The organism is Sphingomonas telluris (assembly GCF_022568775.1).
Classification (GTDB): Bacteria; Pseudomonadota; Alphaproteobacteria; order Sphingomonadales; family Sphingomonadaceae; genus Sphingomicrobium; species Sphingomicrobium telluris.
Genome location: NZ_JAKZHW010000001.1, coordinates 1,443,906 through 1,458,101 on the forward strand (window position 1 = coordinate 1,443,906; position 14,196 = coordinate 1,458,101).

General features: G+C 64.3%; 17 protein-coding genes. 7 read left to right on the forward strand and 10 right to left on the reverse strand.

From position 1 onward, the window contains the following. The first annotated feature begins 5 nt into the window (after positions 1 to 5). From LZ016_RS07360 to yghU, 3 genes are all read left to right on the forward strand, one after another. Positions 6 to 422 carry a hypothetical protein gene (locus LZ016_RS07360; protein ID WP_241446751.1) on the forward strand — a complete coding sequence of 139 codons (417 nt, stop codon included), beginning with the start codon at positions 6 to 8 and terminating at the stop codon, positions 420 to 422. A gap of 97 nt (positions 423 to 519) precedes the next feature. Further along, positions 520 to 1,908, forward strand: a complete 1,389-nt coding sequence (locus LZ016_RS07365) for a DEAD/DEAH box helicase (protein WP_241446752.1) — start codon at positions 520 to 522, stop codon at positions 1,906 to 1,908. Positions 1,909 to 1,980: 72 nt separating this feature from the next. Next, positions 1,981 to 2,856: a glutathione-dependent disulfide-bond oxidoreductase gene (yghU, locus tag LZ016_RS07370; protein ID WP_241446753.1), complete on the forward strand. Its 876-nt coding sequence runs from the start codon at positions 1,981 to 1,983 to the stop codon at positions 2,854 to 2,856. Here the strand turns inward: yghU and LZ016_RS07375 are convergent. Both LZ016_RS07375 and tgt read right to left on the reverse strand, forming a co-directional pair. Further along, complete coding sequence (locus tag LZ016_RS07375; RefSeq protein ID WP_241446754.1) at positions 2,853 to 3,350, reverse strand: hypothetical protein; 498 nt, start codon at positions 3,348 to 3,350, stop codon at positions 2,853 to 2,855. The two genes, yghU and LZ016_RS07375, sit on opposite strands and share 4 nt — an antisense overlap. Before the next feature lie 63 nt (positions 3,351 to 3,413). Further along, a complete protein-coding gene (tgt, locus tag LZ016_RS07380) occupies positions 3,414 to 4,541 on the reverse strand; it encodes a tRNA guanosine(34) transglycosylase Tgt (protein ID WP_241446755.1) in 1,128 nt (375 codons plus the stop codon). A 62-nt stretch (positions 4,542 to 4,603) separates the two neighbouring features. Between tgt and LZ016_RS07385 the strand changes: the two genes are divergently transcribed. The 3 genes from LZ016_RS07385 (at position 4,604) to LZ016_RS07395 (ending at position 8,092) form a co-directional block, all read left to right on the forward strand. After that, positions 4,604 to 5,065 (forward strand): hypothetical protein, encoded by a 462-nt coding sequence (locus LZ016_RS07385; RefSeq protein WP_241446756.1) that lies wholly within the window; start codon positions 4,604 to 4,606, stop codon positions 5,063 to 5,065. Between the two features lie 77 nt (positions 5,066 to 5,142). Next, the gene (locus tag LZ016_RS07390) at positions 5,143 to 6,102 is read left to right on the forward strand and encodes a PEPxxWA-CTERM sorting domain-containing protein (protein WP_241446757.1); all 960 of its coding nucleotides are present in this window, start codon (positions 5,143 to 5,145) and stop codon (positions 6,100 to 6,102) included. Positions 6,103 to 6,106: 4 nt separating this feature from the next. Beyond that, a complete protein-coding gene (locus LZ016_RS07395) occupies positions 6,107 to 8,092 on the forward strand; it encodes a toll/interleukin-1 receptor domain-containing protein (RefSeq protein WP_241446758.1) in 1,986 nt (661 codons plus the stop codon). Here the strand turns inward: LZ016_RS07395 and queA are convergent. From queA to LZ016_RS07435, 8 genes are all read right to left on the reverse strand, one after another. Next, positions 8,082 to 9,116, reverse strand: coding sequence for a tRNA preQ1(34) S-adenosylmethionine ribosyltransferase-isomerase QueA (gene queA, locus LZ016_RS07400; RefSeq protein ID WP_241446759.1), 1,035 nt, complete (start codon positions 9,114 to 9,116; stop codon positions 8,082 to 8,084). The genes LZ016_RS07395 and queA overlap by 11 nt on opposite strands. Before the next feature lie 12 nt (positions 9,117 to 9,128). Beyond that, on the reverse strand, positions 9,129 to 9,704 hold the full coding sequence (locus LZ016_RS07405; protein WP_436286349.1) for a peptidylprolyl isomerase: 576 nt from the start codon (positions 9,702 to 9,704) through the stop codon (positions 9,129 to 9,131). Continuing rightward, complete coding sequence (gene coaD, locus LZ016_RS07410; protein ID WP_241446760.1) at positions 9,701 to 10,201, reverse strand: pantetheine-phosphate adenylyltransferase; 501 nt, start codon at positions 10,199 to 10,201, stop codon at positions 9,701 to 9,703. The genes LZ016_RS07405 and coaD overlap by 4 nt, the downstream gene beginning before the upstream one ends. A gap of 9 nt (positions 10,202 to 10,210) precedes the next feature. Next, positions 10,211 to 11,125, reverse strand: a complete 915-nt coding sequence (locus LZ016_RS07415) for a polyprenyl synthetase family protein (RefSeq protein ID WP_241446761.1) — start codon at positions 11,123 to 11,125, stop codon at positions 10,211 to 10,213. Beyond that, positions 11,115 to 11,360 (reverse strand): exodeoxyribonuclease VII small subunit, encoded by a 246-nt coding sequence (locus LZ016_RS07420; protein WP_241446762.1) that lies wholly within the window; start codon positions 11,358 to 11,360, stop codon positions 11,115 to 11,117. The genes LZ016_RS07415 and LZ016_RS07420 overlap by 11 nt, the downstream gene beginning before the upstream one ends. Positions 11,361 to 11,391: 31 nt before the next feature. Beyond that, positions 11,392 to 12,075 (reverse strand): DUF1013 domain-containing protein, encoded by a 684-nt coding sequence (locus tag LZ016_RS07425; protein ID WP_241447477.1) that lies wholly within the window; start codon positions 12,073 to 12,075, stop codon positions 11,392 to 11,394. 112 nt (positions 12,076 to 12,187) lie between these two features. Then, positions 12,188 to 12,808: a glutathione S-transferase family protein gene (locus LZ016_RS07430; protein WP_241446763.1), complete on the reverse strand. Its 621-nt coding sequence runs from the start codon at positions 12,806 to 12,808 to the stop codon at positions 12,188 to 12,190. Continuing rightward, positions 12,805 to 13,806: an NAD(P)H-quinone oxidoreductase gene (locus tag LZ016_RS07435; protein WP_436286350.1), complete on the reverse strand. Its 1,002-nt coding sequence runs from the start codon at positions 13,804 to 13,806 to the stop codon at positions 12,805 to 12,807. Before LZ016_RS07435 ends, LZ016_RS07430 begins: the two co-directional genes overlap by 4 nt. Positions 13,807 to 13,854: 48 nt before the next feature. On the opposite strand from LZ016_RS07435, the gene LZ016_RS07440 reads away from it, so the two are divergent. After that, complete coding sequence (locus LZ016_RS07440) at positions 13,855 to 14,052, forward strand: DUF1192 domain-containing protein (RefSeq protein WP_241446764.1); 198 nt, start codon at positions 13,855 to 13,857, stop codon at positions 14,050 to 14,052. Positions 14,053 to 14,196 lie beyond the last annotated feature (144 nt).

Consider the following 14,196-nt stretch of genomic DNA (forward strand, 5'->3'; position numbering starts at 1 on the left):
TGGAAATGCCGCTTTCGCTGCTCCTCTCTCTACTGCCGGCAATGTTCGGCATGATGGTTCTCGGCCCGAGGGACGAGGTGCGCACTCTTGTCGTCGAGCAGGAAGTGATCATGCGCATCCCCGTGCGGCCGGCGCCCGCGATCGAGTGGGAAGAGCATAAGGGTCCCAAGTGCATCCCGGCGAAGAGCATTCGCGGCGCGATGTTGTCCGGACGCGAGCATGTGGACTTCGTGCTCTATGACCGGACGCGGCTTCGGGCGAGGCTCTCGGAAGACTGTCCTGCCCTCGATTTCTACAATGGTTTCTACCTGACCCCCGACGACGGCCAGGTTTGCATCAAGCGCGACACCATTCATTCGCGCATGGGCAGCAGCTGCAGGATCGAGAGATTCCGGCGCCTGGAGCCCAAGATCGCCCGCTAGTTCCTTGACAAGGTTGAAATGCGCGCCTTAGCCCCAATGTGACGAGGGAGGCTGCGTGACATATGCAGCCACTCAGCTTTCATCTTCCGGATTTTGCATGACTTTTGCCGACCTCGGCCTTTCTGATCAATTGCTTCGCGCTGTCGAGGACAGCGGCTACACGGAGCCGACCCCTATCCAGCGGGCGGCGATCCCGTCCGTGCTGATGGGCCGCGACCTGGTCGGCATCGCCCAGACCGGCACCGGCAAGACCGCCGGCTTCGTGCTGCCAATGATCGACATTCTGGCGCATGGTCGCAGCCGTGCGCTGATGCCGCGGTCGCTGATCCTGGAGCCTACGCGCGAGCTAGCGGCACAGGTCTCCGAGAATTTCGAGAAGTACGGCAAGTACCACAAGCTCTCGATGGCCCTCCTCATCGGCGGCGTTCAGATGGGCGACCAGGTGAAGGCGCTCGAAAGGGGCGTCGACGTGCTCATCGCAACGCCGGGCCGCCTGATGGACCTGTTCCAGCGGGGCAAGATTCTGCTGAACGGCTGCGAACTGCTCGTGATTGACGAAGCCGACCGCATGCTCGACATGGGCTTCATCCCGGACATTGAGGAAATCTGCTCGAAGCTGCCGAAGGCCCGGCAGACCCTGCTTTTCTCGGCGACCATGCCGCCGCCGATCCAGAAGCTGGCCGAGAAATTCCTCAACGAGCCGAAGCGGGTCGAGGTGGCTCGTCCGGCATCCGCCAATACGAACATCGATCAGAAGATCGTGGTGGTAACCACGGCCAAGAAACGCGACACGCTGCGCCAGATTTTGAAGACGGGGGACGTCAAGAACGCGATCATATTCTGCAACAAGAAGACGACCGTTCGTGAGCTGACCACGAGCCTCAAGCGCTCCGGCTTCGCGGTCGGGCAGATCCACGGCGACATGGAGCAGTCGGACCGCATTGCCGAGTTCGACCGGTTCAAGCGCGACGAGATCAACATCCTCGTAGCTTCCGACGTCGCCGCTCGGGGTCTCGACGTGAAGGGCGTGAGCCACGTCTTCAATTTCGACGTGCCATGGCAGCCGGACGATTACGTCCACCGCATCGGCCGCACCGGCCGCGCGGGGGCGAAAGGCACGGCGATCACGCTCGCCACGCGCGAGGATTCCGAGAATGTCGCGTCGATCGAGAAGCTGACCGGCACCAAGATCCCGCGCCTCGAGCAGCAGGCGCCTGAAAAGGACTCGCCCAAGGCCGAAGAGCCGAAGCGCGAAAAGCGTGAGGAACGTCCCAAGCGCCAGGAGCGCGCGGCTCGGCCAGCGCGGGAAGACCGCGAGGAACGCGCAGCTCGTCCGGCCCGCGAAGACCGGCCCGAGCGCGCGGCGCGTCCGCCTCGCGGAGATCGTGAGGAGCGCGACGAACGCCGCGCCTCTCCGATCGTCGAGGACATCAAGAGCGACTGGAACGGGCCGCTCCCGAGTTTCCTCTCGGTGAGCGCCGCCTAGGCACAAAGATGTTTCTGGAAAGCGCCCGCGCGCCTTCCTAGCTGACCTGTCCATTCGACAAGGGACAGCAGCATGACCGACAGCGCCGAGTACGTCCCCCCGCAGGTCTGGACCTGGGACCAGCCGAGCGGCGGCCAGTTCGCCAGCATCAACCGCCCAATTGCCGGGCCGACGCACGACGAGGCGCTTCCCGTCGGCAAGCACCCGTTCCAGCTTTATTCGCTCGGCACCCCCAACGGGCAGAAGGTGACCATCATGTTCGAGGAATTGCTCGAGCGCGGACACAGGGACGCCGAATATGACGCTTGGCCGATCCGCATCGGCGATGGCGACCAGTTCGGCAGCGGCTTCGTCGACGTGAACCCGAATTCGAAGATTCCAGCCCTCGTCGATCGAAGCGCGCCCGAGCCGGTCCGCATCTTCGAGTCCGGCGCAATCCTCGTCTATCTCGCCGAGAAGTTCGGCGAGTTCCTGCCGGCTTCAGGACGGGAACGGGCGGAAACTTTGTCTTGGCTGTTCTGGCAAATGGGAAGCGCGCCCTTCCTCGGCGGCGGCTTCGGTCACTTCTTCGCCTATGCGCCGACCAAGATCGAATATGCGATCAACCGCTACGCGATGGAGACCAAGCGGCAGCTCGACGTCCTCAATCGCCAGCTCGCCCAGCGCGAGTTCATCGCCGGGGGCGACTATTCGATCGCCGACATCGCCATCTGGCCCTGGTACGGCCAGCTCGCGCTCGGCAAGTCCTACCCGGACGCGGACATCTTCCTGTCGGTTCACGAATATGAGCACGTTCAGCGCTGGACCAGGCAGATTGCTGAAAGGCCCGCAGTGAAGCGCGGCCGCATCGTCAACAAGACCAACGGCGACCCGGCGGAGCAGCTGCATGAGCGCCACGACGCCAGCGACTTCACGCTGCGCACGCAGGACAAGCTCGAACCAGCCTAATGCGTTGTGTCGAGCTTCTGGCTCTGAAGGACGGCCGGATCGGTCGCCAGGCTGTAGAGGTAAGCACGGCGCTGATCCGAGCCTGACTTCAATCTTCCGAGGTGATGCCGCTGCTCATCTGTCAGGCGGAACTTCGAATAGCCGCGTGCGGCCAGGCACTCATCGACGGTCGCCTGAAGCGTGCTCTTGAGGTTCTGGTAGCGGACATCCGGCCGGGTGGCGTTGACGATCGATTGGTATCGGTAGGGGTCGACGCCCATCTCGACTTCTGAATCGAGCCGTCGCGACGCTCCGACAAAGGCCTTCGCATCGTCGGTCTGCGAGATGTCGAGGAAGTAGCCCTGCGCCGTGCAGTCCGCCGCATCTTGCCGATATTGTAGAAGCGTCACCCCCGTCTTGCCCCAGCTTTCGCGAGGTGTCTGGCGTGAAGTTGCGGCGGCGGCGGAGCCGGCGACGAAAGCGATGAGCAACAAAGTAGCAATGGGACGGGACATGGCTTCCTCCCTGCGCCACCCTTTACCACAGCAGGGCCGTCCTTTCGACGGTGCCCGCGACTGTCAGGCCAGCCGACGGTATCGCGACAAGAATTGGGACGCGTGCTCGTCGAGCCGATGCGCGGCGATGGCATCGCGAAGGCCCTGCATCAGCCGCTGGTAGAACCAGAGGTTGTGCTCGGTCATCAGCATCGCGCCGAGGATCTCGCCGGAACGGACGAGGTGGTGCACGTACGCCCGTTCGAACTTGGTGCACGTCGGGCACGGACAGCCGGGCTCAAGCGGCTCTTGTTCGTCCGCGAAGCGTGCGTTGCGAATGTTGAGCGGGCCGTCGGCCGTGAAGGCCTGACCGGTCCGGCCCGAGCGCGTCGGAAGGACGCAGTCGAACATGTCGATGCCACGCCGCACGGCCTCGACGATATCGTCCGGCTTGCCGACGCCCATCAGGTAGCGCGGCTTGTCTTCGGGAAGCTGAGCCGGCGCATAGTCGAGGCACGCGCACATCGCCTCATGCCCCTCGCCTACCGCGAGCCCACCGACCGCATAGCCGTCGAAGCCGACGTCGATCAGTGCGTCGGCGGACGCCTTGCGCAGTCGCTCGTCGAGCCCCCCTTGCTGGATCCCAAACAGTGCCGCCCGCGCGGCATGCTGACCGCCCCGGTCGAACTCCACCCGGGAGCACTTTGCCCAGCGCATCGAGCGCTCCATAGCCGCGGCCGCTTCCTCGCGTGCCGCGGTTGCGGGAACGAGCTGGTCGAAGGCCATGACGATGTCGGAACCGAGAAGGCGCTGAACCTCGATCGATCGCTCCGGCGACAGCATGTGGCGAGTGCCGTCGAGATGGCTGGCGAACGAGACGCCTTCCTCGCTGACTTTGGTGAGCTCAGACAGGCTCATCACCTGGTAGCCGCCGCTGTCGGTCAGGATCGGCCGCTCCCAGCCCATAAAGCGGTGCAGGCCACCGAGACGGGCGACCCTCTCCGCGCCGGGGCGCAGCATCAGATGATAGGTGTTGCCGAGGATGATGTCGGCGCCGGACGAGCGAACGTCCTGCGGCTTCATCGCCTTGACCGTCGCGGCCGTGCCCACCGGCATGAACGCGGGCGTGCGGATTTCGCCACGCTCCATGGCGATGGCCCCGGTGCGGGCCTTTCCGTCCATGGCGGCGATGTTGAACAAGAAGCGGGTCACTAGCCGCGACCCATGCCAAGCGCGTTAACGGGAGTCGAGCGGCCCCATGCTACAATCAGGCCATGAGCAGATACCCGCTCGTCATCCGCAACAATGTCGCGCTCTTCTACCGTGGCTTCATGACCTTGTGGCTCGGCGCGGTAGCAATCGCCACTTTCGTCGCTCTTCGCGACGGAACGCCCGAGCCAGGCAGATGGTGGCCTGTCATCATGCTCATCTTCTGGGCCGTCGGAATCAGCGGCCTCATCTGGTCCTTCAACCAGGAAACGTCGGTGCTTCGGATCCGCAGCAACCGGAGTATCCACATCGAACGAGGAAAGGCCTTCCGTCGCCAGGAGCTGTGGACAGACCGCGGCCGCTTCTGGATCGAAGAGACCGAAGACAGCGACGGCGATCCATACTTCAAGCTGTGGATGGATGCTCCAGGCGGCCAGCTTGCGGTTCGCGAGGGACATCAGCGGGATAAGCTTGAGAGCCTCAAGCAAGAGATGGAAAGCCTGCTTCACAGGAGCAGCTTGAATTAACGCGCACGCAAGAAAGCGTTTTGTTAACCATGAGTTACGCGGTATGAGCAGCCCTTCACGCGCGCATGGGGGCAATCATGCATTTGTGCCGGCTTCTGCGCTTCTTCGCATCCTTCGGGTTTCTCTCTCTGGCGCTTGCGGCTCAGCCCGCCACCGCTCGACGAACCGTCATCGATGCCAGCTCGACAATGACCACGGGCGCTTACTGCAGTCCGCTCACCTCGTTCACGTCGGACTGCCAGCCCAACGCAATGGCCTTCACCATCCAGATCAGCGGGAGTTCGTACGACGCCTTCTACGTGAACAGCAACGGCACGGTTTCGTTCAACTCGATCGAAACGCAGCTGTCCGCGCAGAACAGCTATACAGGCACCGCTTCCCCGCTGACCTACACGGGCCCAGCCCCAGCCGACAGCTTGGGAGATTACGCAGCGCCGATCTTCAGCCCGTATTTTCTCGACGGTCCAGGCGATCCGACAACTTTCATCCCGAATCTGGGGTTTGACGGCGAGCTGGTCGCCGAAACAAGCGCAACCGCGAACAGCTTCACGGTGAACTGGTATTCCTGCGCCAATCCACTCACCTGCGGCATGGCCACGTTCGATATCGTTGAGAATGCCGTCTTCGATCCGACCGACGGCGGCCTGACGGACATGATCATGTCCTTCGGCGACATCAGCGGTTGTCCGTGCGATCCGCTCGACGTGTTCGCCTCCGGCAAGGCAGCTCTCCTCGCGCAGCTGCAGGGCAACCTCCCCGTCTACACCATGACGCTGACGGATCTCGCCGACGGGTTCCAGGTCGATTACACCTACAATCTCGGAGCCCTGGGCGACGCCGGACTGTACGGGTTCAACCTGCCGGGCGGGTTGTACGAGGTAAGCGGCCCGCTAGCCAACCAGACCTACCGGTTCGATTCAAACGGACAGTTGCTGCCGGCCGTGCCGGAACCGGCAACGTGGCTGACCATGCTGCTGGGTTTCGGCCTTGCGGGTATGGCGATGAGGCGCCGCAGGGCCCTCCCCCAACCCGCCTGAATCGATGGCCGCCGGGCAGCCGCCGACCCGCTACTCCGCGTTCATAAGCTACAACCACAAGGATCGCGCCTGGGCGGCGTGGCTGCACCGCGAGCTCGAACGCTATCGCTTGCCGCAGGCGCTGGTCGGCCGCGATGGGCCGTGGGGCCCGCTCGAGCGGAAGCTTCCACCAGTTTTCCAGGATCGAGAGGAGCTGGCGGCTTCCACGAACCTTGCGGACTCGGTCCGGCAAGCGCTCGGCGAAGCATCGAGCCTGATCGTCATCTGCTCGACGAACGGCGCGCAATCGCGCTGGGTGAACGAGGAAGTCCGGACCTTCGCAGCGCTCGGCAAGCGCCATCGCATCCAGTGCCTCATCGTCCCCGAAGCGAGCGGCGACGGCACGGTTCACCCGGAGGCCCACCTCTTTCCGCCGGCCCTACTCGACCTTGGAGCCGAACCGCTGGCAGCGGACGCGCGGCCAACTGGCGACGGCAAGCGCAACGCCTTCCTGAAGCTGGCCGCAGGCGTCATCGGCGTCCGCTACGATGAGCTTCGCCAGCGCGAGCAATCACGCCGGCAAAAGCGGCTTCTGACGCTCGCCGCAGCGGCAAGCGTTGGCTTCCTCATCATGACAGGCCTCACGATCTTTGCGCTGATCTCGCGCGCGCAGGCGGTTCATGAGCGTGATGTTGCGCGGCAGAAAACCATTACGGCGCAACGCACGACCGACTTCGTGAAAGGCCTGTTCCAGGTCTCGGACCCGTCGGAATCCAAGGGCGAGAGCATCACCGCAATGGAAGTCCTCGATCGCGGCGCGCGCCAGATCGAAGGCGAACTCGGAAACGAGCCCGACGTGAAGGCGGAGCTCGTGAGCACGTTGAGCGAGGTCTACATCGGCCTCGGCTCGTTCCGGCGGGCGGACGACCTCATCCGCCGGTCCCTTGCCCTCAACGTCGGCAGCCGCGAGACGCGCAATCGGCAGCTTGCGGTGCTGGCCACCTCGCGCGCTCTGCAGGGCGAGTATGAGCAGGCGGTCGCGATCTACGATCGCGTGCTTCGGGGACTTGGGAAGCCGGAAAGTCTGCAGGATCCCGCGCTCTATTCGCGTGCGCTGACCGGGAAGGCGGAATCGCTCGCCGCGCTCGAGAAATATGACGAGGCGCGACCGCTCATTGCCAAGGCGCTGGAATGGGACCGGGCGAACGAGGGCGATCGATCGCCTGCCGTGGCGCGCGACCTCGAATCCCTGGGGCTGCTGGACCAGATGGGCGACGACCTGCCCGCGTCGCGCCGGCACTATGCCGAGGCGCTGTCGATCCGCGCGTCGGTACAGGGGCGCCTTCATCCGAAGGTATCGGAAGACCTCAACCAACTCGGCACGGTGGCCTACCTGCAGACCGATCCGAAAGCGGCGGAAGGCTATTGGCGGCAGTCGCTGGAACTCGACCAGCAGGTCCTCGGTCCGCAGCATCCGGATCTGGCGGCGACGCTGAACAATCTCGCGCGAGTGATGATCGAGCAGAGGAAGTTCAAGGAAGCTCTCCCGCTCCTGACCAGGAGCACCAACATATACCTCGCGCAGCGCTCCGAGACGCACGACGATTTGTCCTTCATCTTCTCCAACCAGGCGATTGCTCGTCGTGGACTCGGAGAAGAAGCTGCAGCCGAGGAGCTTTTCAGGAAGGCGCTGAAATCTGCGGAGTCGCACGACAATCGACTCGTTGCGCCCATCCTGGTCGATCTTGCGGACATGGCTTGCGCTGGCGGGAACTATGCCGAGGGGCTGCGGAAGCTGGATCGGGCCGAGCCGCTAATGCGCGAGCGTTATCCGGACGACCCGTGGCGCACTGCCTGGGTGCAGAACACGCGCGGCGCTTGCCTCGTCAGACAGGGCAACAGTTCCGGCAAGCAAATGATTACCTCCAGCGCGGCAGTCATCCTGAAGCGCTGGCCCAAGGACAGCCTGTTTGGTGTCGAGGTTCAGCGCCGGCTGAAGCTTAGCTCCTAGCGGGCAGCAATAAGCTGCCGTCACCATAGCTGTAGAAGCGGTAGCCCTTTTCGACGGCTTGTCGGTACGCCGCCTTCATGACGTCCAGGCCCATCAGCGCGCTGACGAGCATGAAGAGCGTCGATTTGGGCAGGTGGAAGTTCGTCACGAGGCCGTCGACCGCCTTGAAGCGATAGCCGGGCGTGATGAAGATGGCCGTGTCGCTTTCGAAAGGCTGGATAATGCCGCCGTCGTCCGCGGCGCTTTCGAGCAGGCGGAGCGAAGTCGTGCCGACCGCGATCAGCCTGCCTCCCGAGGCTCGGACGGCGTTCAGCCGACCCGCCGTTTCTGCGTCGATGCGACCCCACTCTGCGTGCATTCGGTGCTCGGTCGTGTCCTCCGCCTTCACGGGTAGGAAAGTGCCTGCACCAACGTGCAGTGTCAGCGTCTCACGGCTAATGCCGCGTGCTTCCAGCTGCTCGATCAAGCGCGGCGTGAAGTGCAACGCGGCAGTCGGTGCAGCGACGGCTCCCTCCTCCCGCGCGAACATCGTCTGGTAATCCTCACGATCGGCTTCATCAGCTGGACGGCGCGAGGCGATGTAGGGCGGAAGCGGCATCCTACCGGCTCGTTCGAGCAGGACTTCGACGGGCTCGTCGCCGTGAAAACTCAGCAGGATTGCGCCCTGCTCGTCGCGCTCCACCGCTGACGCGCAAACGCCTCCACCGAATTCGATCACGTCGCCATCGCGGACGCGCTTCGCGTTGCGGACGAAGGCCCACCAGTCGCGGGGCCCTTCCCGCTTGTGGAGCGTGGCGCCAATGCTGGCCTCGCGGCGGCGGCCTTCGAGTTGCGCCGGAATGACCCGCGTATCGTTGAAGACGAGCACGTCGCCAGGCCGAAGCAGGTTCGGCAGGTCGAGAACCGCTTTGTCCGAGATCTGATCGCCCTCGACGAGCAGCAGACGCGCCGCATCGCGCGGCTTCGCCGGCCGCAAGGCGATCAGCTCGGCAGGAAGGTCGAAGTCGAAAAGGTCGACGCGCATCCGCGCGCCCTACTAGTTCCCGATCCTCGCGTGAACGATCGTCGTCGGTTCGGCGGGCGGCTCGCCCGGAGCGATCTTGTCGACGGCGTCCATGCCCGAAATGACGCGGCCATAGATCGTGTAATGCTTGTCGAGCATCGCGTTCGGACCATAGGCGATGAAGAACTGGCTGTTCGCCGAGTCCACGTCACCGTCGGCGCGCGCCGCGCCCAGCGTTCCCCGCATGAACGGCAGAGAGCTGAACTCGGCCTTCACGTTCGGAAGAGTCGAACCGCCCTCACCCGTTCCCTTCGGATCGCCGCTCTGCGCCATGAAGCCCGGGATCACGCGGTGGAACTTGAGGCCGTCATAGAAGCCGTTCTTCGCGAGCTGGCGCATCCGCTCGACGTGCAGCGGCGCGACGTCCGGACGGAGGAGGATCACGACCGTCCCGCCATTGCTGAGTTCGAGCGTCAGGCGGTTCTGGGGGTCGTTGGCGACTTCCGGAGGGGCGATGCTGCTCTGAACCGGCACTGCGGGCGCCTGCGGCCCCGGCTTGGCCGCCACGAGCGCGATTGCGGCGAACGAAAGCAAAACTCGAGCGATCATGCGCCCATTTCTCCTTCAAGATGACGTTTGACGTCCTGAGCCACGGCGGGCGTTACGAACTTGTCGATGCAGCCGCCATAGCGCGCAATCTCCTTAACCAGCCGTGACGCGATCGGCTGGAGGGAGACGTCGGCCATGAGGAAGACGGTCTCTATGTCGTCGTTCAGCTGCTGGTTCATGCCGGCCATCTGGAACTCGTACTCGAAGTCCGCGACGGCCCTGAGACCACGGATGATCATGGTCGCCTTCTGCGATTCCGCGAAGTCCATGAGCAAGGAATCGAATTCGACGACCGTGATGTTGGCGCCGAGTCCTGACACCTCACGCCGGACCATCGCCAACCGCTCGGAGATGGTGAACATCGGCTCCTTGGAGGGATTGGTGGTCACGCCGATGACCAGCTGGTCCACCAGGTGAGCGCCGCGGCGGATGATGTCGATGTGCCCGAGCGTAATGGGGTCGAAGGTCCCCGGATAGACGCCGATCCGCTCCGCCATACGCTCTCCCTAGTGGTTCCGCTCAATAGCAAAGCGCGCGAGCGCCCGCAGCAGGTCGGCTTCGGAGCCGTGGTCCGCCAGATGCTCGATAGCCTGCTCGACGAGGAAGCGCGCCTGCTGCTCCGCCCGTTGGGGACCGAGGACGGAAACGAACGTCGCCTTCCCTGCTTCTGCGTCCTTGCCCGTGCGCTTCCCCGCACGCTCAGGGTCGCCGGCATGGTCGATGAGATCGTCCGCGATCTGGAAGGCGAGCCCGATGTTGCGCGCGTAGCCGCGGTAAGGCGTGCGTGCCTCAGCCGGCAGGTGCGCCATGACGCACGGTGCCTCGACCGCATACTCGATCAGCGCGCCGGTCTTGAGCTGCTGAAGCCGCGTTATCGCGGGGAGATCGAGCGACTGCCCCTCCGCGGCAAGGTCCATCATCTGACCACCGGCCATGCCGTTGGGGCCGGACGCTCGGGCAAGTTCGATCGTCAGCTCGGACCGGACGAAAGGATCCTCGTGGGTCGCGGGATCGGCGAGGATCTCGAAGGCCAGCGCGTGAAGGCTGTCGCCGGCAAGAATTGCGGCCGCCTCGCCGAATGCCTTGTGCACGGTCGGCTTGCCGCGACGGACGTCGTCGTCATCCATGCATGGCAGGTCGTCGTGGATCAGCGAGTAGACGTGGATCGCTTCGATAGCCGCGCCGGCACGCAGCGCTCGATCGCGGTCGATGCCGAACAGGCGCGCTCCGGCGACGGTCAGCAATGGGCGAAGACGCTTGCCTCCACCGATCGCCGCGTGGCGCATCGCGGCGAACAGGATGTCGCGGCCATCGTCGCGGGAGACGAGCAACTGGCCGAAGAGCTCGTCGATCTCTCTGCAAACACGGCTCGCCTCTTCATCGAGCTCGAGCCTCAGGCGATCGAGTGTCTCAACCGGCATCGAAGGGAGTGACTCCCGCCGGGCGTCCCTCGGCACCGAAAGCGATCTGCTCGATGCGGGCCTGCGCCGCCTTCAGCCGCGCCTCGCAGTGCCGGCGGAGGCGATCGCCCTCCTGATAGAGCTCGATGGACTGATCGAGCGGAGCCTCGCCGCGCTCGAGGAGACGGACGATCTCCTCCAGCCGCGCGAGGGCCGCTTCGAAGCTCAGGTCGCTCTGCTGTTCGGGCACGTCCATGGCCGAGGAATGAGCCTAGCGAGGAGTCAAATCAACGGCGGAACGGGTCGCGGATGCCCGGGACGATTTCGTCGGAGGGAGCCTCGTCGCCAGCTTCCGCAGCCGCAAGAGCGGCCTCCGCCTCGCGGGCATGCTGCTCGCGTTCGTGGCGAAGTTGCTCGATCAGGGCGTCGCGGTCGCTCTCGAAGCGCTCGTCGGTCGGAGCGGCGGCGCCGGCGGCCTTCTGGGCCTTGGCGATAGACGCATCGAGCTCGCGCTGGCTGGTGAGGCCCAGCGTGACCGGATCCTTCGGCGTGATGTTCGCCATGTTCCAGTGCGTGCGGTCGCGGATCGCGGCGATGGTCGTGCGGGTCGTGCCGATCAGCTTGCTGATCTGGCCGTCGCTGACCTCGGGATGGTTCTTGATGATCCAGGCGATCCCGTCCGGCTTGTCCTGGCGCTTCGAGACTGGCGTGTAGCGCGGGCCCTTGGTGCGGCGGACCGGATCGGGCGCCTTGTGCATCTGCAGGGCGTAGGACGAGTCCTTCTGGCCCTTCTCGATTTCCTCGTGGGTCAGCTCGCCGGCGCGAACGGGGTCCCGGCCGGTCAGCTTGGTGGCAGCCGTGTCATCCGCGATCGCCTGCACTTCGAGGATGTGCAGCCCGCAGAACTCGGCAATCTGCTCGAACGTGAGCGAGGTATTTTCGACCAGCCAGGCAGCGGTCGCATGGGGCATCAGGGGCTGGGCCACTGGAATCCTCCAGAGTTCAGAAATGAATAGGGCCGCCCCTCACGGAGCGGCCGGCGTTGGCTCGCGCTCTACGCCCGATGCCAATCTGGAGCAAGTGTCACGCGTCGATAGAAATGTAGTTCGGAACCGCCCTGATACGCTCAATCCAGGCGGCAATTCCCGGGTAATCCGCAAGCGCGAAGTCGGCGTCTTCCGCGACATGCGTATAGGCGAACAAGGCGATGTCGGCGAGCGACAGCTGGTCCCCCGCGAACCAGTCCCGCTCGGTCAGATGCTCGTCCATCAATTCGAGAGCTGCCCTACCGGCCGCCTCCTTGGCCGGAATTTGCATCCGCTGCACGTCGCTTAGGTTGTCGAAGCCGACCCACCCCTTCCAGAAGCGCAAAGTGGCGATGTTCGGCTCGTGATTATACTGCTCGAAGAACATCCAGCGGAGCATGTCGGCGTGATCGAAGCGGTCCGCCGGAATGAGCGACGATCCCGTCGCGAGATAGTAGCACGCGGCATTGCTCTCCGGGATGAAGCGGTCGCCGATCTGCAGGACGGGGATCCGCCCGTTGGAATTCACGCTGGCGAGGAACTCCGGCGTGCGGGTTTCGCCCTTCAGAATGTCATATTCGCGCCGCTCGATCGGTACCCCAAGCAGCGCTGCGGTCAGGCGCACTTTGTAGCAGTTTCCGGACTGCGCATATTCGTGGAGGATGAGCGTCTCGTTCACGCCTTCACATCGAGCACGATTTTTCCGACGTGATTGCCGGACTCCATGTGAGCGTGCGCGGCTGCCGCTTGGTCGAGCGGATAGACGCTGTCGATGACCGGCTTCAGACGGCCGCCTTCGGCATAGGGCCAGACGGTTCGGTTGAGCTCGTCGGCGACCATCGTCTTGAACTCGACCGAGCGCGGCCGCAGCGTCGAGCCGGTCAGCGTCAGCCGTCGGCGCATGATGTCGGGCACAGGCACTTCCGCTTTCGCGCCTCGCTGGAAGGCGATGGAAACGTGCCGCCCCTCGTCAGCCAGGCAGGCAATGTTGCGCGGAACGTAGTCGCCGCCGACCATGTCGAGCACGACGGACACTCCCTGACCTGACGTGACCTTCTTCACTTCCTCCACGAAGTCCTGCGTCTTGTAATTGACGGCGGTGGAGGCTCCGAGTTCCAGTGCGCGGGCGCATTTTTCATCGCTGCCGCAGGTCACGATGACGTGGAGGCCGAACAGCTTGCCGAGCGTGATGGCCATTGTTCCGATGCCGCTAGTCCCGCCATGCACCAGGACGAAGTCGCCGTCGGCCGCAAAGCCGCGTTCGAACAGATTCGTCCAGACGGTGAAGAGGGTTTCCGGCATGGCCGCGGCTTCGTGCAGCCGCATAACCTCTGGGACGGTCAGGCAGGTCCCGGCGGGCGCCACGCAATATTCAGCGTAACCGCCCCCGGCAACTAGAGCGCAGACCCTCCTTCCGAGCTGGCTTTCCGCTCCGGGGCCGACCTCGACCACCACGCCCGCGACTTCCAGTCCGAGAATGTCGGGAGCTCCGGGCGGCGGCGGGTAAAGACCTCTCCGCTGGAGGATGTCGGGACGGTTGATCCCTGCCGCCGCGACTTCGATCAGGACTTCCCCGGCCCCCGGGCGTGGCACGGGACGCTCGATGACCGCGAGGTCCTCAGCCCCGTCGGGCTGGGGAGCGACGATCGCCTTCATGGACGCGGGTGTCTTGCTCACACCGCGGGCTTATTGACAGCAGGACCGCATGGGTCAACGATTCCCGCCATGGACCTGGACGATCTCTTTCCGAGCAAGCCGGGCGACCCGCTGACCGAGCTTGCAAAACAGGATCTCGATCCCATCTCGATCGAGGAACTCCACGCCCGCATCGAAGCCCTAAAAGCCGAGATCGCCCGAGTGGAGGCCCACATGAATCGCGCACAAGCGCACCGCTCGGCGGCCGAAGAGCTGTTCAAAAAGTAGCAGTACGTGTCGGGTGGGTGACACATCGCCCTCCTCGTTCAGCCTTCGACAAGCTTCCCTAGCGATATTCTGGGGATAAGCGGGTCCGCGCCCCTTGATTGCGCGTTTGCCGCGTATGACATTCGTTAAAAGAGCCCGGCCCAT

Coding starts and splice junctions, on each gene's coding strand:
- LZ016_RS07375 (WP_241446754.1), bottom strand. CDS start 3,350: ATGTCCCGTCCCATTGCTACTTTGTTGCTCATCGCTTTCGTCGCCGGC.
- LZ016_RS07395 (WP_241446758.1), top strand. CDS start 6,107: ATGGCCGCCGGGCAGCCGCCGACCCGCTACTCCGCGTTCATAAGCTAC.
- LZ016_RS07385 (WP_241446756.1), top strand. CDS start 4,604: ATGAGCAGATACCCGCTCGTCATCCGCAACAATGTCGCGCTCTTCTAC.
- coaD (WP_241446760.1), bottom strand. CDS start 10,201: ATGGCGGAGCGGATCGGCGTCTATCCGGGGACCTTCGACCCCATTACG.
- LZ016_RS07365 (WP_241446752.1), top strand. CDS start 520: ATGACTTTTGCCGACCTCGGCCTTTCTGATCAATTGCTTCGCGCTGTC.
- yghU (WP_241446753.1), top strand. CDS start 1,981: ATGACCGACAGCGCCGAGTACGTCCCCCCGCAGGTCTGGACCTGGGAC.
- LZ016_RS07440 (WP_241446764.1), top strand. CDS start 13,855: ATGGACCTGGACGATCTCTTTCCGAGCAAGCCGGGCGACCCGCTGACC.
- LZ016_RS07360 (WP_241446751.1), top strand. CDS start 6: ATGCCGCTTTCGCTGCTCCTCTCTCTACTGCCGGCAATGTTCGGCATG.
- queA (WP_241446759.1), bottom strand. CDS start 9,116: ATGCGCGTCGACCTTTTCGACTTCGACCTTCCTGCCGAGCTGATCGCC.
- LZ016_RS07415 (WP_241446761.1), bottom strand. CDS start 11,125: ATGCCGGTTGAGACACTCGATCGCCTGAGGCTCGAGCTCGATGAAGAG.
- LZ016_RS07405 (WP_436286349.1), bottom strand. CDS start 9,704: ATGATCGCTCGAGTTTTGCTTTCGTTCGCCGCAATCGCGCTCGTGGCG.
- LZ016_RS07425 (WP_241447477.1), bottom strand. CDS start 12,075: ATGCCCCATGCGACCGCTGCCTGGCTGGTCGAAAATACCTCGCTCACG.
- LZ016_RS07420 (WP_241446762.1), bottom strand. CDS start 11,360: ATGGACGTGCCCGAACAGCAGAGCGACCTGAGCTTCGAAGCGGCCCTC.
- LZ016_RS07390 (WP_241446757.1), top strand. CDS start 5,143: ATGCATTTGTGCCGGCTTCTGCGCTTCTTCGCATCCTTCGGGTTTCTC.